This window comes from Deltaproteobacteria bacterium, assembly GCA_019309045.1.
GTDB lineage: Bacteria > Desulfobacterota > Syntrophobacteria > BM002 > BM002 > JAFDGZ01.
Map to the genome: position 1 here is coordinate 1 of JAFDGZ010000049.1, position 24,860 is coordinate 24,860.

Below are 24,860 nucleotides of genomic sequence, written 5' to 3' on the forward strand. Positions count from 1 at the left end.
TCACCTCCAGCCCACGTCACCCTGTATAGACGCCGGAGACAACAACGCCCCAGCAGTCCCAGCAACCGATATTGACGGCAACACGAGACCCGTGGATGGAGATGCAGATGGTACGGCTACTGTTGACCTGGGAGCATATGAGCGCAGAGAGCCAACACATGGTTTGCCAGCCATCCTATATCAGCTTCTGTTTTCATAAGATCGTGGCTATTCAGTGGCCGCAAGGCAGATACTGTTTTGCAGAAACCCGGAGGTGAACCGCAAGAATATCCTTCCAGCGGCTAGAACTTCCAGGTCAGGTTGACGGCAAGGAAATTAATGTGGTTTGTTTTGAAGTTGCCTTTCGATTTGGGACTTCCAGGTCAGGTTGACGGCAAGGAAATTAATGTGGTTTGTTTTGAAGTTGCCTTTCAAGTCACCGCGCAAGTTGCCGCCGCTCAGATCCATATTGCCATCGTGCAGATCCAGATATTCGTAGGCCGCACCCAGGATGACATCCTGGCTTATTTGATATTGCACGCCTGTTCCCACCCGGATTTGCTCATCCAGCGGCAGGGCCGGTGAGCGTTTCTTGGCACTGCTCGCGGGAGAGGTGTCATAGGCGGCCCCGATGGAAAACAACCAGGGTTCAGCAATGCGATACTCTATTCCCAGAGCAAAATGCCAGGTGTCGTCATACCCCAGATCATTGGTAGCGCTCCTCGAGGTGCTGCTTTTGATGGACACATCGATGTTGCCAAAATCACTCCAGTTCTGCCAGCCCACATTGCCCATTACTGCCAGCCGCTCGGTAAACTCGTGATAGAAGCTTGCCATGACTGCAGCAGGCAGTTCCATATCAAGCTTTACTTTAGAGCCGGACAAACCCGTAAGGTCGAGCGCTGCCTTCAACAAAGGCCCAACACCCTTCAGCTTTGCTTTGTCCTTGTACTCCAGCTCAACCTTGGATCGATAGGTGATGCCAAAACGGCTGGTCCTGGTAGGAGTGATCAATATACCGACGTTGCCTCCATAACCCACAGCGTAGTCATTGAATTTGAGCTTGCCGTCTGAACTGTCGGGCTCTAAATTGCGGATGGCTGCCCTGGCTTCATAGTTGGACAGCACCATACTCACTCCCCCGCCCACCGATAGATATTTGTTGATCCGGTAAGCCGCCACCGGATTGACGCCGAATGTAAGAAACTTTCCCTTTTGAAAATAGTAGCGCCCCGCCCAGTTGTCGCCGTAATCGAGTCCAAGAACAAAATAGGAACCGGCAGCAAGGCCGAGTTTCAAGTCAGAGGTCAGACTGTGGACATAATAAAAGGAGGCTGCTGGAGTAAAGCAGCCAGCATTGGCGCCGCTGCGGCCTCCATAAGAACTGTCGTCCACATCAAACTTCATCTGGGGGAAAAGCGCCTGAATACCAAGGGTGAGACGTGAGCCCTGCAAGCGGGTCATGCCGGCTGGATTGCCTGCGGCTATAGAGGCATCCCTGACCGCAGCTGCCCGCCCGGCTCCGGCAGTGCCCAGATCTGCTGTTCCATTTTCATATAGCCAGAGGCCGCCCGCGCTAGTAGAGGGGCACACGAGCAAAGTTAAAACGGCAGCCACTAGAACTCTTCGAAAGATAAGCTTCATAGATAATAGGGGTCAAACCTTGATTATTGCTTTAAACTTATCATATCTTGCCCGGAGTCTTTTATCTTGCTCGAGCCTAGATTGAAATATTCCAGCTCGACGGCTCACCGAGGAGATACTCAGACCTGTCAGGCTGCCGATCTCGGAGTTGCGAAAGCGGCCGCTCCGCCACAAATGGTACACTAGCATATCGCGATCAATGGCAGCTGATTTTGAAATCCGACGGCAGCTTTTCCATTTTTCAAGATCGACCCCCGGGATGGTGGACACCATCTCGATAATCTCTCCTAGATTCGTATCGTTGACAATTCTCTTCTGAACTGAAATGTCTGCCATGGCTTCTTTATTCAAATAATCCTTTTTTATTCGGTCCACAAAGGCCTGAGAACCATAAATCACTCCATGTTTCACCTCTTCCCAGATGCTCTTTTTTTCGTTGGCGTACTGTTGTACCTTCTCCCTATAAGCTTTGCGCCGAGTACCATCAGGACCCAAGAGCGATAAGATCAGATCTGCTTTTACCCAGTCTGGACAAAGCCGCTTATAAGCGTAACCTGGGTAGCTGCTCCAAGGGTAATGAATCAGCCGTTGGACCATTCCTGCCCGCAGCGGATTTCGATGGATATAACAGGACAGCTGCATCAAGTAAGGTTCATTTTCTACGAGAATGCTCTTGAACCGTCCCTGGAATAGATGCCCCTTCTGTGAATGACGTAGATTGAAAATCGTGGTGTATGTAGTGCCCAACCACTGCATTGCTTTTGAAAGGTTCGCACGATTGGTCCGAAGCAGCACGTGATAATGATTATCCATCAATACGAAAGCAATAATATCCAATTCAAAACGCTCGGACATTCGCACCAACGTTTTGATGAACGTTTTGCGGTCATGGTCGGAAAGGAAAATGGCCTGTTGTTTGTTACCACGTGAAAGGACGTGATAATATGCCCCTTCATATTCGATTCTCAATTGTCGGGCCATGAAGTACTTATAGTGTAGGCAAGTTCGGAGTCAAGAAAAATATAATCAATAATCAAAGTTTGACCCCTATTTGAGAAATTCCTTGATATCAGCCTCTTTCTTGAGGTCATCGACATAGATTTTTACTTCTTGTTGGACCTTCTGCTGTTTGAGGTAGTTGCCAAGTCTCTCCTTGATGTCTGCGTAGGCAATCTGAGACTCCGGTTTTTTATCTGTAACTTTGATCAGATGATAACCGAACCTTGTCTGGACAACATCGCTCACCTGTCCAGGTTGCAGTGCAAATGCTGCTTTTTCGAAAGGCACCACCATCTGGCCACGGCCAAAATAACCTAGATCACCACCTTTCTCGGCACTGGGTCCCTCGGAGTACTCCTTGGCAAGCGCGCTGAAGTCGCCCCCCTTTTTCACCTTTTCCTGCACCGCTTTAATCTTCTTCAATGCTGCGGCCTTCTGAGCATCGTCAGCATTAGCAGGAAGCTTGACCAGTATATGACTGGCCCGCACCTGAGCCGGTCTGCGAAACAAATCAGGATGGCTGTCGTAGTAGGCTTTGGTCTCTGCATCAGTAACAGCAACATCTTTAACGATCCGCGTATCGACAAGTTCTTTGATGGCCAGATTGCGCTCGAGTTGAGATTTCAATTTTGTCTCATTTAGCCCCATAGCGGTCAGGGCAGCCTTAAAGTCATTCTCGCTGGGGAATCTCCCCTCCAATGCTGTGTACTGTTCATCCACGGTCTTCTGGTCAGGCTTGATGCCTTTTTTCCTGGCCTCCTGGTAGAGTAATTCCCGTGCAATAAGCTGGTCGAGGACGTTTTGTCTAAGCTTGGCCATCTCTGTATTGCTGGGTGCCTTGCCAGAAGTCTGCATCCGGTCTAGAACACGGCTCATCTCCGAATCAAAATCACTCTGGCTGATGTCCGTACCATTCACTCGGGCCACTACGGTGCCCTGCTTCTGATCGCTGGCAGCTGAAACCTGCGATGCAAGAATCAGCAGGGTAATCGACAACACCACCGCACAGAAACCCTTTATTGTTTTAACAAACATGAAAACTTCTCCTTCTCTTGCTCGTTGGATCAGCAGTGAACTCTGCCACTGCGAATCCGGGCTCGATAAAATTCGTACAGGGAGTAGACAACTCTATTGTTCTCGAAGGTCTCTGCCTATGCCCTCAAGAGTTTGACTACAATAATGTGTCTCAAAAAGTAACAATTCTACAAGATTTCTACCAGATCGACCTTTATCATTATTTCTTTGCCAGCGAGTGGATGGTTCCCGTCGAGAGTGACTGTCTCTTCATCAACGCGAGTTATCGTAAAAAACCTTTTGGTTCCCTCATCCGAGGTGAGCTCCAACTGCATACCCAACTGTGGATCTATATGAGGGGGGATCAGTTTTTTCTCGATGTCCACAACCAGGTCGTCTCTATGTTCGCCAAAGGCTTCTTCAGCAGCAAGCGAAACGGACTTTGACTCTCCCACCTCCATGCCAACAACCGCATTTTCGAAACCCTGTATGACCATATTCTGGCCGATAACGAATTCGATTGGCTCTCTCTCAATGGAAGAGTCAAAAACGGTCCCGTCGTTCAGTTTTCCCTCATAGTGAACCCTTACCTTGTCTCCTACTTTTGCTTGAGCCATTTGTTCTCTCCTTTGAACTTTGAGTCTTGCATCTGCCTGCACGCGACTGCAGGTTATCTAGCACAGGGTATGCGCTACCCTTTCCTCCTGTTTTTTTCTTTCTCCGTGGATTTCAATCCCCTGTGGTCGATAAGTGGCGCTACCGTCTCGAATGGCATCGTCACAATAATTCAGGGGGCCTCAGCACCATCCGGGAAAAGAAGCGTATCAATTGGCAGGAAGTGCATACTTTCCCTTCGTCGCTGGGGCATTGCACAACTGCAGCAATAGAAACGGTGGGCCAAGTCGTGGAAGTATACCTAAAAAGTGGCAGCCGAAAGTAAAAAAAGAATGGCTTGTCAGCCTGTTACATTCGGCCAGGTAGCGTGAGAGTATCAGCGCCTGATGTGAATTTCTGCCTGTAATTCGGAGAATGAGCGCACACCTTTTAGGGGAATTCCTCCCCGCAATCTATAACTGCTCTGAACCCTAATCCGCGAGGAGATTAGCAGTATTTCTCACAACAATCAACTCTCTATTGCAATTTTTTCGATCATTGCAGTAAGGCAGATTGAGTGAGGGCCTGAATCCACCGAGCTCATGGAGGTAGATTTAGATAGACCTGGTATAGAATTAAGGCAGGTACTCACTGTTCTCTTGACAGCAGAGAACAGTACGTCATAGCCGGGCCCACTTCTTGATCATGGCCACAAAAGACTGGCGTGGTTGTCTCTTCGCTCTGGCAAGATCGGCCGATTTTGATGTTTTAGCATGGTCTTCTGGCCATAATTCGACGTGTCCAAATGAAAAGGGCAATATAGCCGCCAAGGCAGACATGAGTTTGTTTTCTACAAAGGCGCTCTCGCGTTTCTTTATCGATTTGAAATAAATGTTCAACTCTTGAAAGTACCACTCCTGACTTTCAACAACCTGCTCCAGAGGAAATTTCATAAGCTTGACAAACTGCCTGCTGAAAAACGGCCTGAGGCTGCCTTCGCCAAGGTTTTGAAAAATTTCTGTTAGAAACTCTCTGGTAGCCTGGTCTCCTTGGGTATCAACCAGAAAGGTGAGGATAAAGTAATCGACTTTCTCGGATCCTTCCGAACCAGCTATCTTTAGGATCCCCTCACGGCGTGGTCCCAGCTCTACAGGGGTGAACCAAAAGTCGACAATTGCTATAATCCTCTCATGAGACTTCCTGGAAAAAATTGCTTCCTTGACGTAGAAAACATCTGTCATGTGGATCTCCCCTGGACGTTTACTTTTTTCTGTTTGCGACCGTACTGGCTGCCTTGCCAATGATGTCTTTGAAGGAAAGCGTGACTATAATACATTACCACATTACCACATTGGTCGACCACGAACCATTGAAGGAAGCTAATAATCTGTTTGCATGTTTACTTCGCCCATCTAGACCACTACTGTATGAAATGTGTGAGCTGCAGCCATGACTTGCGGAGCTGTGATCTGGCAGCTGCTGGCAGGCGAACATGATTCCTTGAACAGCACGGGTTCGATCAGATGCAGGATACTTGCATGAGAATATACCTTCTGAGCAGAATCCTTTGTCTTTTTCTTGCTGCCATAAGCCTATCTCCACCGGTTGCGAATGCTGTGGAGGTATATCCATCAAGAGAAAAATTGCTGACTGTAGTCTTTGACGATCACCTAGAAAGCGCCGCTGAACAAATCTCAGCAATTTATCCCCGTATCGCTGCAGAACTAGAGTCCTTCCTTACCTGGCGGATCGACTTCCGGCCAACAATCTATCTCACCCAGAAAGCAGAATCTTTTCAACGCCTGGCAGGAAGCGATCTTTTCACGGCAGTGGCCATACCCCGAAAAGATCTCATTGTCATCGATTATCCGAAAATGCATGCCACACCCTTTCTCCTGACGGCCACACTGAAACACGAACTCTGTCATCTTCTCCTGCATCGCCACATCGCTAGAGACAATTTGCCCAGATGGCTCGATGAAGGCATAGCTCAATGGGTCAGCGACGGAGTCTCGGAAATGGTCAGCGGTGGAGACAGAATAACCCTGAGAAATGCAATCCTCAGACGAAATCATATCCCACTGTGGAAGCTCACCAGCAATTTTCCACAGGATCGGCGCTCTCTGATGCTTGCCTATGAGGAAAGCAAGAGCGTGGTCTCTTATGTCAATGCTACCTATGGCAAGAAGGCAATTATTAATCTGCTAAGGCAGATGAAAAACGGCAGCACAATCGAGGCTGCAGTGGAAAAGAGTCTGGATACGACCTTGGAGAAGTTGGAAAGAGATTGGCTTGCCAATATCAAAAGGTCGACTTCCTGGTACACCTATCTGGCAGTTCATCTTTACGAATTGCTGTTTTTCTTTGGAGCTGTGCTGACCATCTGGGCCTTCGTGAAGCTGGTGATCCTCAGAAAACGCTATGAACAAGAGCCCGAAGATGAACTGGATATCTAAACACCTGCGGCAATTACAAGCCTCTTCCTGTAGACCATTTATGGGGAATTTCCCCACATAAGGTGGCTGGAGCAAGGGATCATTCGCCATGTTGCGCTCTTTCCGCAGGCGAATAAAACGGCAAGTGCTAATCTCGAGCCAGCACCGTAGCCATACCCATGCCGCCCCCTATGCAGAGGGTGGCCAGGCCAACCTCCAGGTCTCTTCTAATCATCTCATAAATCAAGGAGACTATGATCCGCAAGCCTGTGCATCCTACAGGGTGGCCAAGGCTTATACCGCTGCCGTTCACATTGGTGATGGAGCGTTCCAGACCCAGGGCCTGCTCGCAGGAAAGATACTGGGCCGCAAAGGCCTCGTTCAACTCAATGAGTTCAATCTCTTTCAAAGACATGCCAACCTTCTCGAGAACTATCTCAGTGGCAGGTACGGGGCCATAGCCCATGAACTGAGGCTCCACTCCAACCACCGCATGAGCCACTACCCTGGCCAGAACTGGCAATCCCAGGTCCCGGGCTTTTTTCCTCGAGGTAATGAGCGCTGCAGCTGCTCCATCGTTCAATCCTGAAGAGTTGCCCGCAGTGACAGTGCCGTCTTTCTTGAATACAGGCTGAAGCTTGGCAAGGTCTTCTAGCTGCAGACCGAAACGCGGGTGTTCATCCTGGGAGAATATTGTTGGCTCATTCTTGCTTGACGGCAGTTCAAGCGGCACAATTTCTTCTTGGAACCTTCCAGCCTTGATGGCCGCTTCAGCTCTCTGATGGCTCAACAAAGCAAGTTCGTCCTGGTCCTGACGACTCACCCCATATTTGGCAGCAAGGTTCTCAGCAGTCAGCCCCATAATCATGGGCTCGCCCAATACGCGACTGCCGGAGTAGAGCGCCTCCCACAGAGAGTCAGTGAGCTCTGAATTCATGAGCCGGAGGCCCCAGCGCGCTTTGTCTAAATAATAGGGCGCTGAACTCATAGATTCTACACCGCCCACCAGAACCACTTCACTGTCCCGGCAGCGGATTTGTTGGACGCCGCTGTTGAGGGCCTGCATAGAGGAGCCGCATTGACGCTGGATGGTGTAGGCTGGAACAGCAGCGGGTATTCCAGCGGCCAGGGCAGCAGTCCTGGCTGTGTTAGCCTCATCGATGCACTGCAAACAGTCGCCGAGAATCACATCGCTGAGCAGGTCTGTTTGCAGATTGCCGGCACGCTTCAGCACTTCTCGGAAAACATGAGCCGCCAACTGATGTGCTCTGACATTCTTGAGTGCTCCTCCGAACTTGCCAATGGCGGTCCGGACCGCCGCCACTACCACCACATCATTATCCTTACTTCCTGGCATATTACTCACCTCGTGAGTGTTGCAAGTGCTCTGCGTTCAACCAGCAGCAACCAGCACGATGTGTTGCTCTCCATGTCTGGATTGGCCATTACGCCTCAGATCAAAGGGTGTTGGCAATGATGAGCCGCATGATTTCGTTCGTACCCTCATAAATCTGGGTGATCTTGGCATCACGCATCATTCGCTCTACAGGAAATTCCTTGATATAGCCATATCCTCCCAGCACCTGAACAGCCTCTGTGGAAACCCACATGGCCACATCACCGCAATAACATTTGGCCATGGCACTCATACGGATGAGCTCTGGGCTCAGCCGGCTCATATCCTTCGGCTGCTGTTGCAGCAGAGCGCAAGTCTTGTAGAGCAATTGACGAGCTGCCTCGGTGCGCATAGCCATATCAGCCAGTTTGAAGCCAATCCCCTGGTGGCGAATAATAGGTTTGCCAAAGCTCTCCCTTTCTTTGGCATAGGCAGCAGCATAGTCGAGCGCCCCAGCAGCGATACCAAGGGCCTGGGCAGCCACGGCTGCTCGCGAGAAATCAAGGGTTTTCATCATAATGTGAAACCCCTGTCCCTCATTGCCGAGCAGGTTTTCTACCGGCACCTGACAATCCTCGAACACCAGTTCTACAGTGTTGGATCCACGGATGCCCATCTTCTCTTCCTCTTTGCCCACCGAAAATCCTGGAGTGCCCTTTTCTACTACAAAGACTCCAGCATTTTTGTGAGAAGGCCCCTCAGGATTGGTTACGGCATAAACCGTCACAATATCTGCCACGCCGCCGTTGGTTATGAAAGTCTTTGTGCCATTCAATACATAGGACTCTCCCTGTTTCTGCGCCCTGCACCTGAGCCTGGCCACATCCGAGCCCGCAGCCGGTTCAGTGAGGGCAAAGGCGGCAAGATGCTCCCCTGAAGCCAGCTTCGGCAGCCATCGTCCCTTTTGCTCTTCATTGGCAGCAAGAAGAATCGGTAGAGCTCCCAGTTCGTGGTCGGCAATCAACAATCCTACCGCAGCATCTACCCTGGAAAGCTCTTCTACCACAATGGCCAGGGCCAGCATACCCGCCTCCGACCCCCCATAGGCTTCAGGAAAATCTATGCCGTAAAGTCCGTTTTCTCGCATCAACTCTACCATTTCCCAGTCAAACTCTGCCCGGGCGTCTCTGTGGGCAGCACCGGGCTCCACCTTCTCTTTGGCCAGCCGTCGGACCATGTTCTGTAACATCTTTTGTTCTTCAGTAAGGTCGTACTGCATCTGCTCCTCCCTTTCTTCCTGGACAACGTACAACCGAGCACACCCTCACTCAACCACTATAATCATAGAATCCTTTGCCTGTCTTGCGGCCCAGGTGACCGGCTCGCACCATTTTCCGTAGCAGCGGTGCTGGGCGATACTTATCATCACCGAGTTCCTCGTGTAATCCCACCAGTACATGGAGCAGGGTATCCAGCCCCACCAGATCCGCCAGTGCCAGCGGTCCCATTGGATGATTCGCTCCAAGAACCATGCCCTGATCAATATCTTCTGCTGAGGCAATTCCCTCGGAATAGACGAAAATGGCCTCGTTTATCATGGGGCATAAAATTCGGTTCACAGCGAAGCCAGGAGCTTCCTTGACCTCGATGGGACTCTTGCCCAAACTTTCAACAAAAATCCTTGTCTGAGTTAAGGTTTCAGCAGAGGTCAAAAACCCCCGGATGATCTCTACCAGCCTCATAACAGGAACAGGGTTGAAAAAGTGAAGACCGATGAAGCGCTCAGGCCTCCTGGTTGCAGCGGCCATTTCCGTAATTGACAGACCTGAGGTGTTGGAGGCAAAGATGGCCTCCGGCTTACAGATGGTGTCCAACTCATAGAATACTTCTTTCTTGATTTCCATCACTTCAGTGACGGCTTCGATGACATAGTCGGCATCGCGGCCAGCATCCTCGAGATCAACGGTGACCCGGATTCGTTCCAGCACTGCCGCGGCATCTTCAGAGGAAATTATCTCCTTGGACACAGCCCTCTCCAGACTCCTCCTGACGGCGGCCATTCCTTTTTCTAGAAAACGTTCTTCGACATCCCGCACAACCACCTGATAGCCAGCCTGTGCCCCGATCTGGGCGATCCCAGATCCCATAATTCCTGCACCCACAATGCACACCTTCTTGATGTCCATGAATCTCCTCCTCTAAGTAAGGAAAAAATTTTTTCTAGAAAAGTCCATCCAAGGTGTAGGGTCTCATAACACATAGTAGGTAATATGTCTATAAAAATCCTCTTGCCTGCAAACCAACTGCAGTGCTGACAGGCCCGGCTTACTTTTGTCGAAGCGCCATGTTGCCAGTTAATTTTCCTGGCCACAAATTCCTGCAGATCTCGCTCTAACCAAGCAGCCCATATGTTGGCTGTCCCCCAGTTCTAATTCGCAACAAAGGCTTTGACAGTTCAGCGGCCATTCATCATAATGGAGCGCGTTATCTTACTGACTCACTCTCTCGTTAACTCACATGACCATATGAAGACGGAGAGGCCGGAATATGATTTTTGCGTTTGGATGGTTTCATATTAGCATGCAAACGGAGGCATCCCCTACCAGTGGTTGAGACAACAAGAAATTACAACCAATTTCAACAAGCGCCCCGAGTACTGGTGGTGGGAACCGGTGCAGTCGGCGGTTATTATGGCGGCAAATTGGCCCAAGCCGGCGCCCGAGTGGCAGCGCTCTGCCGTTCCGAATTTGCCCAGGTGAAAGAGAAAGGCATCTCGATTTCCAGCGTAGGGGGTGACTTTACTTTTATGCCAGAAAAAGTAATTGGCCACCTGAGCGAATACGCTCCACCACCAGACTTCATGCTGGTGGCATTAAAGGTCCTGCCCCAAATTGACACTGCCAATCTTATCAGAGAGTCGGTAGGACCAGAGACGACCATTGTTCTTTTGCAGAACGGCATTCACATTGAAGAGCCCCTGGTCGAGGCCTTCCCGGAAAACGAGATTATCAGTGCCCTGGCATTCATTTGCCTCAGCAGGCCAAAACCAGGGCATATCGAACACTCAGACTATGGTCGGCTGGTGATAGGCCGTTTCCCACAAGGATCGTCAACTAGAACAGAGTTGCTGGCCTCGCTGTTCAACAGTGTGCAGGTGCCCTGTGAAACTACTGAAGACGTGATAACCGCCAGATGGCGAAAGCTCGTCTGGAACGCTGCATTCAACCCCTTGTCGGTCCTCGCCGGTGGCCTGGACACTCTAACCATGGTGCAATCTCCCGGTGCGGTTCAGCTTGCCCGGAAGATTATGAATGAAGTCTGTCAGGTGGCAGCAGCAGATGGCTACGCCCTGCCTGCTGAAGTGGTCGAGCAAAATATTGAGGGTACACAGGCAATGGCACCTTTCAAGACCAGCATGCTGCAGGACTATGAGGCGGGAAGACCGATGGAGGTCGAGGCCATCCTTGGCAACTGTTTGCGGACGGCCCAGCAGCATGATGTAGAGGTTCCTTACCTGGAAAGTTTTTACGTTCTCATGAAGCTTGTGCAGGAGCAGCGAAGATATAAGTAGAGTTGATATCCTGGCCGCCGTCTGTATATGAATTCAGCAGACCCTTTTGTGGTCATTGGTTTTCAGCCATGTGTAGCAGCTCTGAATGGCGCTCCTTTTTTGTCCCAAGCAACCTCTTAGAAAGGTGAGGTTTCAGAATATCCCGGGCGAACTTTCGCCATTTTAACCAATAGATGCTGCAAAATATTTCGAAAAGAGATTTAAAAAAGTTGATAATCGTTGTGAAAGGAGTAGGCAGATGTTGAGGAATAAAAGCAAGATGGCAGGCATACTGAAAATTGTTGCTCTGGTTATTGCCGCCACCATTACTACAACATCTAAAGCAGATGCAGAACTACCCAAAGTCACTATCGGCATCGTCAGAGACGGACCGGCGCTCCGCTATCAGGAAAAAATCAAGCTTTTCAAAGATGAAATTCTTCATCTCACCACGGGTGAGTACAATGTGGTATTTCCCTCCGACAAAATTATTGACGGCAATTGGGAAGCTGCCGGTATTCGGCAGGCGATAGATCAACTTCTCGAGGATCCTGAAGTCGATATGGTGCTCACCCTCGGCGTATTTGCTTCCAACGATGTCTGCCATCGCCAGAGTCTGCCGAAGCCTGTGATTGCCCCTTTTATAGTAGACGCTCAACTCCAGGGACTGCCCAATAAAGACGGCGCCAGTGGAGTAAAAAATCTCAGCTACGTCGACTCATTTACCAGTTTCGCCACAGATATTGCCACCTTTCTTGATGTGGTAACATTTCACCGTTTGGCTGTTCTCGTGCCGAGAGTTGCCCTGGACACCATCCCTGGCTTGCGGCAAAAAATAATTGCTACTGCTTCCGAATACAACGTGGACGCCGAGGTCATTGGCGTGGCCTATTCCGCCGCTGAAGCTCTCTCTTCTTTGCCTGATAATGTTGATTCAGTGTATGTGGACCCGCTTCCTCGTCTTTCGCCCAGCGAATTTGACAAACTCGTGTCTGGACTAATTCAGCGTCGCCTGCCCAGTTTCTCAGTCTGGGGGCGAGAGGAAGTTGAACAGGGGCTTTTTACCTGCGTCAGACCCGAGTCCGACCTTTTGCGTCTTGCTCGCAGAGTGGCCCTTAATGTCATGCGGACACTCCTGGGAGAAAAGCCTGAAACCTTCAAAGTGGCTTTTGCCGCAGAGCAGAAGATCACCATAAACATGGCCACGGCCCGGGCCATAGGGGTGTATCCTTCCTGGAGCGTGCTCACCGAAGCGGAGCTCATTAATGAGGAAGTCCAGGGCATGGGCAGACAACTTACACTGCAGACCGCAGTACAGGAAGCCCTGGTGGCAAACCTCGATCTCCTGGTTCAGCAAAAGGTGGTGGCTGCAGGCAAGCAGGCGGTAAAGCAGAGACAGTCCGCTCTGCTGCCGCAGGTGGATCTCGAATCTGCCGGCGTGATCATAGATGAGGACCGGGCAGAAGCGAGTATGGGCACCGAGAGCGAGCGAAGATGGACAGGTTCCGTCAGAGGCACGCAGCTTATTTATTCTGAAGATGCCTGGTCAAGCTTCACGGCAGAAAAACATTTACAGGTCTCCAGAGAACAGCAGCGCGAAACTGTGAAGCTCGATGTCATCCGAGATGCAGCGGTTGCTTATCTCGACGTGCTGCGGGCAAAGACTTTAGAGCGCGTGGAAAAGGCCAATTTACGACTCACCCGGGCGAACCTGGAAAGAGCCAAGGCACGTGTTGCCATTGGTCTCGCTAACAGATCCGAGGAATATCGCTGGGAAAGCCAGATCGCTGTCAACCGTTCGGCGGTGCTGGATGCTATTGCCCGAACGCGCCAGGCTGAAAACAGGTTGAATCGCATCCTCCACAGACCACTGGAAGAGCAGCTCACCTTGGCAGAAGAAAACCTCAAGGATCCTTTGCTGTTGGTCAGCGACCCTCGTCTCTTTCCCTACGTGGAGAATCCCCGCTACTATCGCATTTACCGCGATTTCATCGTCGAACAGGGACTCGCCATCGCTCCAGAACTCAAGAGACTCGATGCTGCCATTCAGGCCCAGCAGAGGATACTGACTGCTGCACGGCGGGCCTTCTGGCTTCCCACCTTCTCCCTCCAGGGAGACGTGACAGAGACTTTCGACAAGGGTGGCGCCGGCAGCAGTGCGCCCAAAGGATTCGACAACTTCGATATACCCAGGGCCAATGACACCGACTGGTCTGTAGGGTTGTTCGCCACTTTTCCTTTTTTCACTGGTGGAGGCAAGGTCGCTACATTGAGGCGATACAGCGAGGAACTGTCCGGGTTGCAGACCCAGCGACAGGCTGTGGCTGAAAGGGTGGAAGAGCGCATTCGCAGAGCCCTTTTCCGAGCAGGAGCTTCCTACCCCAACATAAAGCTGTCAAGAGACGCTGCTGTAGCGGCCCGCAAGAACCTGGAGTTGGTCACGGATCAGTACGTCCGCGGCCTGGTCTCCATTATTGACCTGCTGGACGCCCAGAACAGCTCTCTGGCTGCTGACCGCAGAGCGGAAAATGCAGTATATGACTTTCTGGTGGATTACACGAACGTGCAGCGGGCCGCCGGCAGGTTCGACTTTTTTCTCAGCGCCCCAGAGCGAGACAAATGGTTTCACGAACTGGAGCTTTACTTTGAAAAGACAGGGATTGTCCTGAGAAAGAGTTGAGTATCATGATAAAAATTTTTCTCTCCCCTTCTCTCTGGGGAAAGAAAAATTAGATGATCTGACTCGAGTTGCAGCTCTCTTGCCTATCCTGCAACTGCTTTAGTCTTTTTTACCCTGAAAAACATGGCGTAGAGCACAGGAACCACCACCAGGGTCAACAAGGTGCCGGCGCCGAGCCCAAAGCTTATCACCACCGCCATGGCAAAAAACATGGCATCTGGTGGGATCATTAGAGAAACCAGCCCGAGAATGGTGGTCAGGGTGGTCATCAACACCGGCTTGAACCGGGTAAGACATGCCTTCTGCACAGCATTGTAAGGCTCCACTCCTGCATCTATTTCATTTTGAATAGAATCCAGTAAGACGATGGCATTATTGATGATTATGCCTGCCAGACTGAGAAAACCCAGGATTGCCATAAAGCCAAAAAACGCCCCGGTAAGAAGCATCCCGGGGGCAGCACCGATTAACACCAGGGGAATGGTGATGAAAATAATTGCCGGCTTGGCATAGGAGTTGAACTGCCAGACCATGAGCAAAATCATGGCTCCCAGGGCATGCGGGATAAATATTCTCAGGGCATTTTGCGCCTTGGCTGAATTTTCAGATTCGCCACCCCACTCCCAGAAATAGCCGGTGGGCAGATCCTTCATTATCTTGTCAAGAGCCGGCTGCAGAGCCTCCTCCAGTTCCGCTGCCTGCAGCCACCTGTGTTTCGCCTCCACGGTCACCGTAGGTAATAGATTCCGCCTATAGATCTGATTGTACATGGTCTCAGCTCTCAGATCCGCCACCTGGGTCAGGGGTACACTTATATTCTTGGTGGAAGAGTACACTTCCACGGTACGAAGGCGGTCGAGAGTCTTGCGCTCCGCTCCTATGGCCCGGAACATCACAGGTATGACCTTGTCCTCTTCCCGATAATCAGTAATTATGCCGCCGCTAAAAAAGGTGTTCAGACTGTTGGCGATCTCCTCAGAGGTAACGCCGGCCCTGCGGGCCCTGGCCTGATCGATATCAACCAGGATCTTGCTGACCCGGTTCTCCCAATCATTGTAAATACCCACGGTTCCTGGAATCTTGCGAAGGGCCTCTTCCACCTGTTGACTCAGTTCATAAATCTTGTCGTGGCCCGGCCCGGAAATGCGCACCTCCACCAGGCCGGTCTCGTTTGCCCCCAGCCAGAATTTCTTGATGCGCGCGTAGGCTTCAGGGAAATTGGCGGCAAGATAATCGCGGGCCCTGTCCATCGAAGGGTAGATGGAATCATAGTCTTTTGTTGTTACCAGGATAAAAGAAATATTTGGCGCCGGCGCCCGAGGACCAAATGTCTGGAAAAAACGAGGCCCGCCGTAGCCTACATAGGCTATGCTATTTGCCACTTCGGGGTTGGTCTTCTTGTCGTTGAGCCACTGGAGGAAGCGCACCGCAGTATGGTCCATAGCATTGGAGCCATAGCCTGCAGGGAGGTCCAGATAAATCATATACTGATCCCGCTCAGAGTCGGGCATGAACTGCACCCGCACCAGACCTTGCAGAAAAACAGCCCCCACCATCAAACCAGCTACGATTGCCAGAACAACAATACGGTTTCCCAGGCAGAAATCCAGAAGCTTTTTGTACATCCTGATCATGGGCTTCTGATATTGCGCTTGAACTTCTTCTTCAGTGAGCACTTTTGGCTTCAAGAACCAGAAGCAGTTGAGAGGCGTCACCATGATGGCAAGAGCCCAGGAAGTGAGGAGGGTAATGGTAATCACTGTTGCCATGGAACTGAGGTACTCCCCGGTAACATTGGGAGCCATTGCCAGCGGCACAAATGCCAGGATAGTGGTCAGTGAAGAGGTAAGTAGAGGCAAGGCCAGAGTCTTGCCTGCATTGATGGCAGCATCCCATCGTTTTTCCCCTTCCAGCATGCGCCGGCCGATTTCCTCGGCCATCACTATTCCGTTGTCCACCAGAAGTCCAAGGGAAATGATCAGTGTTGCCAGGGTAATCCGATGCAGCTCGAGGCCCAGCACCCGCATGAAAACCAGGGTCACTATCATGGTCAAAGGAACAATGGTGCCCACGATCAGCCCTGTGCGCCAGCCCAGAAAAAGCATAACCACCACAAGCACCGTGACCAAGGTCTGCGCCAGGTTCATGGCCACACCGTTCACCGACTCTTTGACATATCTGGCCTGTTGAAAAGCAATGTCCACCTTGTAGCCTACGGGAAGCCGATCCTGCCACTCCTTGACGCGCTGCTCTACCAGGGGAGTAAAGTCCAAAACATTGACACCCTTCTCCATTTGCTCCACCGCCAGAATAATGGCAGGCTCCCCGTTATAGTACACCTTCTTTTCGGGCGGATCGACGTAAGCACGCTTTATGGCAGCTATGTCTTTCAGGTAGGCAACCTGATTGGATTTGGGCAGTTTAATGACAACATTTTCAATGTCTTTCATGCTCTCAAAATTGCCTGTGGGCTCCACCACCAACTCCACAGTTCCCGTGTCAACGGCCCCCCCCGGGAGAATAATATTCTGCTCCCTGAGGCTCTGGGCAAGCTGGGTCGGTGTCAGTCCGTATTGGGCCAAGCGAGCGTTGGATATCTCCAGAAAAACCCGCTCGTCCTGCACTCCGTGGAGCTCCACTTTGCGGATTCCCTCAAGAGTGTAAAAATCATCGCGCATGTCCCGGGCAACATCGCGCATCTCAGCCATGCTAAAACCCTTGGCTGTCAGGGCCACCAGGACCACTGATACGTCGCCGAATTCGTCATCCACAATGGGCCCAATGGTTCCTTTCGGCAGCTCCGGCTTGACGTCGTCCATCTTGTTGCGCAGGTTGTTCCATATACGATCCAGGTCGAAAAACTTATCGTAGACCTTGACGTAGATAATGGACACCCCTGTGGCGGATTTGACATCGTAGATATCTTCTACCTCAGGTATTTTGCGGATATATTCCTCCACCTTGCGGGTGATGAGATCCTCCACCCGTCGAGGCGACATGCCCGGATAATAGGTGGTTACCACCGCATCCCTGATGGTTACCACAGCGTCCTCTTTGCTGGGAAAGCTCGGCAGCATGCCAATGCCTGCCACAGTCAGCAGGGCCACCAGCAGCATGACCAAACGCGAGTTTTTCAATGAGAATTCAGTGAGATTCATGCAAAACCCCGTTTCGTTACTAGCATGTCAAACCTATGGATATGACCGTGTTTACAGGTCAAGGTTTTACTCGGTGTGGCAGACTAGTGGTGTGTCCGGAAGTATCGAATCAGTGAAGTATTGGGAACAGATCACGAAAAAAATAATCTTGCAGGCTCCCATCACTCCATTGCTCCATTACACTATTACTTTTCTGTGCCCACAGGCTTACCTTTTTCCTCCATCAGTTTAACCTTCTGTCCATCCGTCAAGAATTGCACACCGGCAATAGCTATAATGTCCCCGGCCTTTACAGGGCCCGGTTCAATGATCATGTCGTTGTCGCGCAGATTCAACACTTTCACTTGCGTCTTCTTTACAGTGGAGCTGCCTTCGTCATAGACAAAAACATAATTCGTCTTATCTGACCCCACTAGAATGGCGGACATGGGAACCGCAATCCCCCTGGTTACCGGTTTGCCGCTTTCTGACACTGGAGTGAACTCAAAAGCAACTTCCACTGACATTCCCGCTCTGAGTTCCGAGAATCTTTCCTCCAACCTCACAGTCACCGGATAGGTGCTCGCCACTATCGACCTGGCGCTGACCTCGGTAATCACTCCGGGAACCTTCTTGAAATCCAGTGTGGGAAAAATAACCTCAGCCCGGTCACCCACCTTCAAATGAATCACCAGGGATTCGGGTACTGCAGTCTTCACCTCGAAGCCTGACTCTTCGCCGTCCAGGCCGAATACCGGTTTTCCTGCGGGAATCTCCATGAAGGGCTCGATTTCTTTCAAAGAGATAGTCCCGTCATATGGCGCTCTCAGCACGGTCTTGCGCAAGTCGCGCTTTGCAAGTCCCAGTTGGGCCTTGGCCGCCTCCACCTGGCTCTTGGCACTGTCAAAGTCAGCGCGGGCCGAATCCAACTCGGCCTTGCTGGCATTGTTCGACTCGTAGAGGGCGAGGATCCTCTCATAGTTGGCTCGCCGCTCCACCACCTGGGCCTGGGCCTTTGCCAGTGCAGCTTCGGCATCTCTGACTGCCAGTATGAATGGTTGTTTATCGAGTTCGGCCAGGATCTGTCCTTTTTTTACTTGATCGCCCAGATTCACCTTGACCTTCTCGACAGTACCCCCCACGGCAAAGCTCAGGGCCGTCTGTTCCACAGGCTTTGTGGTACCCGAGATCCTCCTCACCTGCCTGGGTGAGTACTCGGTCAGCTTCATCCATCTGATTGAACGGATAATTTCGGGCGGTTTTTCTTCTTTCCCACAACCGGCTGTTAATAGCACCCCCAAAAAAAGTAAGACAATTAGTGGCATAAAGCCCTGTCCTGGCCGGCATTGAAAACTACAGGGAATCATCCCTATCTCTCCCTTCATATGCGCTTTTCGGCCTTGTGGTCGAAAAAATGCGTGGTTGCTACTTTTCGTTTGCGCTGGCATTTATAATTATCGGCCCATGTTCCCGTCGAGGAGCAGACGCCTTCCAGTATTCGAATATTCCTCTGTTACTGGACGTAATTTAGTAAAATAAATCAACTGATACTCTCTTGCAAGTGAAATGTCGGCAAACAGCGTCCTGTTTTCTCTGCGTAGACATATGAACACGCCACAGGAGACGACTGGACAAGGGGCAACCATAAAGTCAGATAGCTGCCCGTCAATTATGATCGGGCATGACCGGACCAAGTTTTTCATCCTGTCCTGTTTGCTCCCCTTTCTCCTCACTCTTTTCTGGAATCAGCGGTTGCACCAGCACCACCGGAAGTTTCAGCGTCCTTTCCATCAGCCGCAATACTCCAGAAGCTACCGTGGAAGGAGACAGCGGCATAACCTTCGGATCTGCCCAATCACCAGTCACCTTCATTGGTATGGAAATAAGATTCCCTCCCAGCAGCTGGCTTACGATGGGAATTTTTTTTATCAGAAAGTCTACTGTCTTCATGGGAGCCACAAGCACTGTGAGATCCAACTTCTTATTAACAAGATCCACTTCACCCATGCAGGCCAGCTCCATTGAAGAGCCATTCAGTATTGCCTCTTGCAGCTTCAGCCTACCATTCTCGATATCCCCTTTGATATTCATTTCACTGTAGGCAAAACCCTCTTTGCCCAGGTCTGGCAGCTCGCCTCTGAAAATCTCTGTCACGTTGAGCACATCAAAGAGATTCCCAAGCAACCCTTTGTCATGATAAATGCGGCCGTCCCTGGCAGTGAATTCAAACTGTCCTCGCATGCTGCCCACAAGGTCTTCAGCTTTTCCGGAAGCCGTCAGTTCACTCTCGAGGTTGATAGTGCCAGTGGCCAATCTTTCACGACCCGAGACACACAACAAGAATGCGTTCATATCCTGGTCGACTGCCCTGGGGTGAAGTGTTACCTTAAGATTTTCAGGTGTCCACAGCAAGTTGCCTTTGGTGGAGATGCCACACAAAGAGGCTCTGGTCAGCTCGATTTGCGCTTGTTGCTGGTCAAAAACGATCTTTGCCTGCAAGGGGACCCAGGTGAATTTTTCAAAAACGAAACGTTCAGCCTCCAGCCTCAGCGTACCCCGGAAAGCAACCCTGCTGCTCTTCTCTCCGGAAGTCTTGTTGCCGCCCCCTTCTTCTTGCAGGAATGCTTTCAGCTGATCCCAACGAAGCGTATCCGCATCAAGTTCGAGATCAACAACAAACTGGCGTGCAAATAGCCTGATATTGCCGGAAACGTCTATTCTAGCATTGCCCCAGAGGAGCTCTGTAGAGCTCACCTCGACCTGGTTTCCTCTGGCAGTTAGAGATGCTTTCTCCAACATCAGTGGCATCCCTCCCTCCTCCTGCAACGCCACTTTTTCCGCCTCGAGTTGCCCTTGAACTACAGGGCTGTCACCAGAATCTCTTGGCAGTTGTAGCTGGAAACCTCCCTTCAACCAGCCCTTGAGGAATCGATTGGCTATGACAATCTTGTCCACCGTATCTCCCGTGAGATAGCCCTTGTAGTCCAGAACTACTTTTTCCGGGTTATCGTCAAAAGAGATGAACGCGGTTGCTTCACCATCTTCTATTTTTATTTTCTCGAGTTTTAGTTGACCAGTATCGGAGAGCAAGTTGATATAAACAGTGGGGCCTTCTGGAAATAACAGAGGACCAGCAAAAGTAAATCTAGATGGTGGCTGCCAGATCAGATGGGACTGAGAAAATGAATAAGGTGGTCGCAATCGTACGGCGGGTGGGATCTGGACCTTCTCATATAGCCAGGACGCCATGCCCGGCATCACCTTGCCGTCCAGAGTGATGTCCACTTTGCTCAAGCCACTCAAATAATTGTAGACAGAACCTGAGATGGTCAGGCTGGTGTCCATGATATTCACTTGCATCCCCTGCAAAGACAACTGCTGGCCCTTCACGTCCTCGTAAACTTTAAATTTTCCTCCACTCAAGGTGAGCAGCTCGGGCAATTGTTTGGCCTTGATACGAATTCGCTTCGGGCTACCGGATCCCTTCCAACTCCACTGGTCGGGCTCCAAAAGAGGACCCTGCAATTTTGATTCGGACAGAATCAAAATCCCCCCCAGCTCCTCGACCCCATCGAGTGCTCTGGCCAAATTTTCCTGATACTTGCTGAGCCAGGGGATGATCTCCTCCACCACGACCTCACTTCTGCCAAAGGCCACATCCAATCGAGCTCTGCCATTCCAGGAAATACTCCCCTGCAGGCCAGAGACTGTAGAATTGCCCATCAGCACAGAGAGATCGTCGAACTCAATTCCGTTGTCAGTATAGGTAAACTGTCCGCCACTACAGCTCAGGGAATAAGGGATTCGCTGGTAGTCTGCGGCAAGTGTGAAGCCTGAAACAAAGACAGATGTATTGAAGTCGGCAGTATGCCCCGCCAGAAGCAGCCTTCCTTTAGCCTTGCCCTCGAGGTTCTTTATCATGTCCAGTTCTTTCAGAAATGCTTTATTATCAATCCACCTCCTCAAATAGAGAGGGAGCCGCCCCAGATTCGCCTCCATTGCAATGTTCAAATAAAGAGGCCACTGTTCCCCCTCAAGGCCCAGACGCAGTTCGCCATCCCATCCCCTGGCATTTTCCTCAATTGCTGCCAGGTGTTTTCCTGTCAGGACGCCATGGGAAATGAGCGCCTCTCCCCTTACCCTTTTCAGATCCAGCTCGGCGCCGGGTATGAATATTTCTCCGTCGAGCATCTGACCTTTGATCTGGATGTTATCCAGCTCCTGCAGATCAACCAGTGAGTCACCTCGGGCGCTGCAGGTTATCAGGGGAATTGTCCCTGCTCTTACCACGTCAAAAATATCACGTGTTGTCGAATCATTTCCCCCCAGGAACAGGGCCACCTCCCTGGCGGAGCTGACGTCCACCTCGTTGCCTTGCAGAGACAGGGCTATTCGAGGGCTCTCCTTCTGCAACACCAATCTTCCACTAACTTTGGCTCGAGGGTAGTCGAGTTCCAGTTTCTCCAGAGTGACTGTGGTCTTGTTTTTTTGCTGGTGAAGGGTAGCTGCCAGTCTTTTTCCCTTGACAGTGACTTCCTTGGTGCCCTGCCGAAAGTGTACCAAAACCGCAGGACTCTCCATGTTCACCTTGATATCTTCGAGTCCATCTATACGAAAACCGAATTTCAGGTTGACATTCGCTTCAGCTATCTCTTGCCAACCAGAAGGCAACAGGTAGCTTGTGAGTTGCTGAGAACGAAAGCCGATCACTTCGGCTTTCCCCTCGCCATTGAAGTTCTTCAGGTTTATCCGTGCCGTTACAATCGCCTGGGTCCAGAGGTTGGAGGTGCAGATGATGCTCACTCTGAGTTTTCTATCTCCAGTCCGCAAAGTGGCTTCAATCTCCTTGAAGTTGAGGGATCGCTGTTCCGGTCCGGAAAGGAGAAAACTGCCATTTTCTATGCGGAAAAGGGTATCCGGCAGTTTCGCTGCGATCTGAGTCAGAATAACGGCCGGCGTTTTACCCGCTTCTTCAGGAGAGACGCTCCTGGCTTTTCCTTTGCCTTCCTGGGAGGGTGGACGAAATTGTAGGCGAAGTTCCGGAGACTCGAGCTGCACCTTGAGAGGTTCGAATTTGCCCCCCAAAAGAGGAAGGATACGGGGATACAAGGTTGCAGTTCTGATGGATCCTCGGGCTAGATCAGGTATGGACAGCCTGGTTTCTAGCAGAATCACCCGCGGCCGCGGAAACAGTTCCAGGATTATTCGGTCGCAACTGACTTCTCCCCCCATTTCACGGGAAACTGTAGTCTGTATTGCTTCTCTTACCGGGCCAAGGTTTACTAATCTGGGTGCAGCAAGAACCAGAAGCATCAGAAGAACAAGTAGGAGAAGCAGGCCCCCAGCAACAATGAATGAAGCTTTCTTCATTTTGATCTTAACCGGTGAGTGCTTCCCCACGGATGGCCACCACCCCAGCTCTCCATTTAGCTTCTTTAAACATTGGCTTCTACCTTTCCAATTCGGGCACCCTCGTCTTCAGCAAGTGCCCTTGAAAATCTGCTCTACATCGCCTGTTTTCAGCAACAATGTCAGGACTGCATCTCCTTGAAGTAGTTGATCAGACCATTGGTGGAGGAATCATGTGAACAGACCCGCCCTTCTGCCCGCAGTTCCGGTTCGATTTTCCTGGCCAGCTGTTTGCCCAGCTCCACTCCCATCTGATCAAAGGAATTGATGTTCCAGATGGCTCCCTGGGTAAAGATTTTGTGCTCGTAGAGCGCAATGAGTGAACCCAGGGTTTTTGGAGTGAGTTGGAAGGTCTGTTCCCAGGAAAGGTTTTAGCCGGCACCAGACGCCCCAGTTCTTCCTCGGACAGGCCTGCAGCCAGGAGCTCCTGGCGAACCTCAGCTGCAGTTTTTCCCCTCATCAGGGCCTCTGTCTGAGCCAGGAAGTTGGCGATCAGAATGGTGTGATGCTCACCCAGGGGGTTGAGGCTCTTCGCCGGGGCCAGAAAATCGCAAGGGATCAGCTTTGTTCCCTGATGGATAAGTTGGAAAAAGGCGTGCTGACCGTTCGTTCCTGGTTCACCCCAGATGACGGGTCCTGTGGAGTAGTCTACAGGTTCACCATCTCTGGTTACGCTCTTGCCGTTGCTCTCCATGTCACCCTGTTGGAAATATGCTGGAAAACGGTAAAGATATTGATCATATGGGAGGATAGCCTGTGTTTCAGCCCCAAAAAAATTATTGTACCAGATCCCCAGCAGCCCCATCAGCACTGGAATATTTTCTGGCAGAGGTGCTGTGCGAAAATGTTCGTCAACCTCATGCGCCCCCTGCAACAGTTCTTCAAACCGGTCCATGCCGATTGCCAGCACAATAGAGAGGCCAATGGCTGACCAGAGTGAGTAGCGTCCTCCCACCCAGTCCCAGAATTCGAACATGTTCTCCGGGTCTATGCCAAATTTGACAACTTCCTCTGTATTGGTAGACACAGCGACAAAGTGTTTGGCAACCGCCTGCTCTTCGCCGGCCTCTGCCAGAAACCAGCTCCTGGCAGAGCCTGCATTGGTCATAGTCTCCTGAGTGGTGAAGCTCTTTGAAGCAACGACAAACAGTGTGCTCTGGGGGCTCAATTCCTTTAGAGTTTCTACCAGGTGAGTGCCATCCACGTTAGAAACAAAATGGCAGCGCAAGGTGGGATGAAGGTAATGCGCCAGGGCAGCAGTGACCATTTGCGGCCCCAGATCTGAGCCGCCAATGCCGATATTCACCACATCCGTGATGTCTCGGCCACTGTATCCTTTCCATTGACCCGAACGCACAGCCTCACTGAAAAGCCGCATCTTTTCGAGGACCCTGTTGACTGCAGGCATCACGTCCTTGCCATCCACAAATATGGGCCTGTTGGCACGGTTGCGCAGGGCCACGTGCAGTACAGCTCGTCCTTCTGTATTGTTGATCTTCTCCCCGGCAAACATGGCCTGAATTTTCTCGGGCAACCCGGCCTGCTCTGCCAGTTCTATGAGCAAATTCATGCTCTCCTCGGTAATTCTGTTCTTGGAATAGTCGAAGAGTATGTCTCCGAGACGCAAGGAGAACTTGTCGAACCGCCCAGGGTCCTGGGCGAAAAGATCCCGCATGTGCAGATCAGCTACCTGTCGGTGGTGCTCTGCCAACTTTTTCCAGGCGGGCAACTCTGTGGTTCTAGCCATCCCTGATCTCCTCGTTATTTGCTGCAACAATCATGGGCTCTCCGCTGACGCGACTCTTGCATTCTGTTCTATGTTCTCCGCAGGCACCTGGGCTCTCTGAAAGGATGGTCTCAGTCCTGCTCAACACATCTCTCTGGGCTGCCCTGTGGTGGAGAGAACACCGGTCCATAATTTGTCTTTGGGATTCATTTGTTTCCGTTTTGACACCGCCACAGAAATAGGCACATGGGTGAATTCGTCCCGCCAGTAGCCCACCACCATGTTGGTCCGGCCTGCCATGCCCGCATGTACAGCATTGTGCCCCAGCATCAAACAAAAAGCTGAGTCAGGAGGAGA

At 51.1% G+C, this 24,860-nt stretch carries 15 protein-coding genes and 1 pseudogene; 3 read left to right on the forward strand and 13 right to left on the reverse strand.

Translation table 11 applies throughout. The annotated features are described in order from the left end of the window. Positions 1-315 precede the first annotated feature (315 nt). The 5 genes from JRI89_11420 to JRI89_11440 all read right to left on the reverse strand — a co-directional run bounded on the left by JRI89_11420 (position 316) and on the right by JRI89_11440 (position 5,471). The gene (locus JRI89_11420) at positions 316-1,596 is read right to left on the reverse strand and encodes an outer membrane protein transport protein (GenBank protein ID MBW2071850.1); all 1,281 of its coding nucleotides are present in this window, start codon (positions 1,594-1,596) and stop codon (positions 316-318) included. 39 nt (positions 1,597-1,635) lie between these two features. After that, positions 1,636-2,604 (reverse strand): transposase, encoded by a 969-nt coding sequence (locus JRI89_11425; GenBank protein ID MBW2071851.1) that lies wholly within the window; start codon positions 2,602-2,604, stop codon positions 1,636-1,638. A gap of 66 nt (positions 2,605-2,670) precedes the next feature. Beyond that, positions 2,671-3,657, reverse strand: a complete 987-nt coding sequence (locus JRI89_11430; protein ID MBW2071852.1) for a peptidylprolyl isomerase — start codon at positions 3,655-3,657, stop codon at positions 2,671-2,673. A 167-nt stretch (positions 3,658-3,824) separates the two neighbouring features. Next, a complete protein-coding gene (locus tag JRI89_11435) occupies positions 3,825-4,253 on the reverse strand; it encodes a peptidylprolyl isomerase (GenBank protein MBW2071853.1) in 429 nt (142 codons plus the stop codon). A gap of 657 nt (positions 4,254-4,910) precedes the next feature. Then, complete coding sequence (locus JRI89_11440) at positions 4,911-5,471, reverse strand: hypothetical protein (protein MBW2071854.1); 561 nt, start codon at positions 5,469-5,471, stop codon at positions 4,911-4,913. Between the two features lie 297 nt (positions 5,472-5,768). On the opposite strand from JRI89_11440, the gene JRI89_11445 reads away from it, so the two are divergent. Further along, entirely contained in the window at positions 5,769-6,686 is a 918-nt protein-coding gene (locus JRI89_11445) for a hypothetical protein (GenBank protein MBW2071855.1), read from the forward strand. Positions 6,687-6,813: 127 nt separating this feature from the next. On the opposite strand, the gene JRI89_11450 is transcribed toward JRI89_11445, so the two are convergent. The 3 genes from JRI89_11450 to JRI89_11460 form a co-directional block, all read right to left on the reverse strand. Continuing rightward, a complete protein-coding gene (locus tag JRI89_11450; GenBank protein ID MBW2071856.1) occupies positions 6,814-8,022 on the reverse strand; it encodes an acetyl-CoA C-acyltransferase in 1,209 nt (402 codons plus the stop codon). A gap of 100 nt (positions 8,023-8,122) precedes the next feature. Beyond that, positions 8,123-9,280 carry an acyl-CoA dehydrogenase family protein gene (locus JRI89_11455; protein ID MBW2071857.1) on the reverse strand — a complete coding sequence of 386 codons (1,158 nt, stop codon included), beginning with the start codon at positions 9,278-9,280 and terminating at the stop codon, positions 8,123-8,125. Between the two features lie 49 nt (positions 9,281-9,329). Continuing rightward, positions 9,330-10,181: a 3-hydroxybutyryl-CoA dehydrogenase gene (locus tag JRI89_11460; protein MBW2071858.1), complete on the reverse strand. Its 852-nt coding sequence runs from the start codon at positions 10,179-10,181 to the stop codon at positions 9,330-9,332. Positions 10,182-10,606: 425 nt separating this feature from the next. Here JRI89_11460 and JRI89_11465 point away from each other — a divergent pair, with 425 nt between their 5' ends. Next, complete coding sequence (locus JRI89_11465) at positions 10,607-11,572, forward strand: 2-dehydropantoate 2-reductase (protein ID MBW2071859.1); 966 nt, start codon at positions 10,607-10,609, stop codon at positions 11,570-11,572. A gap of 238 nt (positions 11,573-11,810) precedes the next feature. After that, positions 11,811-14,231, forward strand: a complete 2,421-nt coding sequence (locus JRI89_11470) for a TolC family protein (protein MBW2071860.1) — start codon at positions 11,811-11,813, stop codon at positions 14,229-14,231. Positions 14,232-14,314: 83 nt separating this feature from the next. Here the strand turns inward: JRI89_11470 and JRI89_11475 are convergent, their stop codons facing one another. The 5 genes and pseudogenes from JRI89_11475 to JRI89_11495 all read right to left on the reverse strand — a co-directional run bounded on the left by JRI89_11475 (position 14,315) and on the right by JRI89_11495 (position 24,803). Continuing rightward, complete coding sequence (locus tag JRI89_11475) at positions 14,315-17,389, reverse strand: efflux RND transporter permease subunit (protein ID MBW2071861.1); 3,075 nt, start codon at positions 17,387-17,389, stop codon at positions 14,315-14,317. 185 nt (positions 17,390-17,574) lie between these two features. Continuing rightward, entirely contained in the window at positions 17,575-18,693 is a 1,119-nt protein-coding gene (locus tag JRI89_11480; protein MBW2071862.1) for an efflux RND transporter periplasmic adaptor subunit, read from the reverse strand. Positions 18,694-19,033: 340 nt separating this feature from the next. Further along, positions 19,034-22,738 carry an AsmA-like C-terminal domain-containing protein gene (locus JRI89_11485; protein ID MBW2071863.1) on the reverse strand — a complete coding sequence of 1,235 codons (3,705 nt, stop codon included), beginning with the start codon at positions 22,736-22,738 and terminating at the stop codon, positions 19,034-19,036. A gap of 161 nt (positions 22,739-22,899) precedes the next feature. After that, a pseudogene (gene pgi, locus JRI89_11490) lies at positions 22,900-24,524 on the reverse strand (glucose-6-phosphate isomerase). 120 nt (positions 24,525-24,644) lie between these two features. Then, positions 24,645-24,803, reverse strand: a complete 159-nt coding sequence (locus JRI89_11495) for a hypothetical protein (protein MBW2071864.1) — start codon at positions 24,801-24,803, stop codon at positions 24,645-24,647. Positions 24,804-24,860 lie beyond the last annotated feature (57 nt).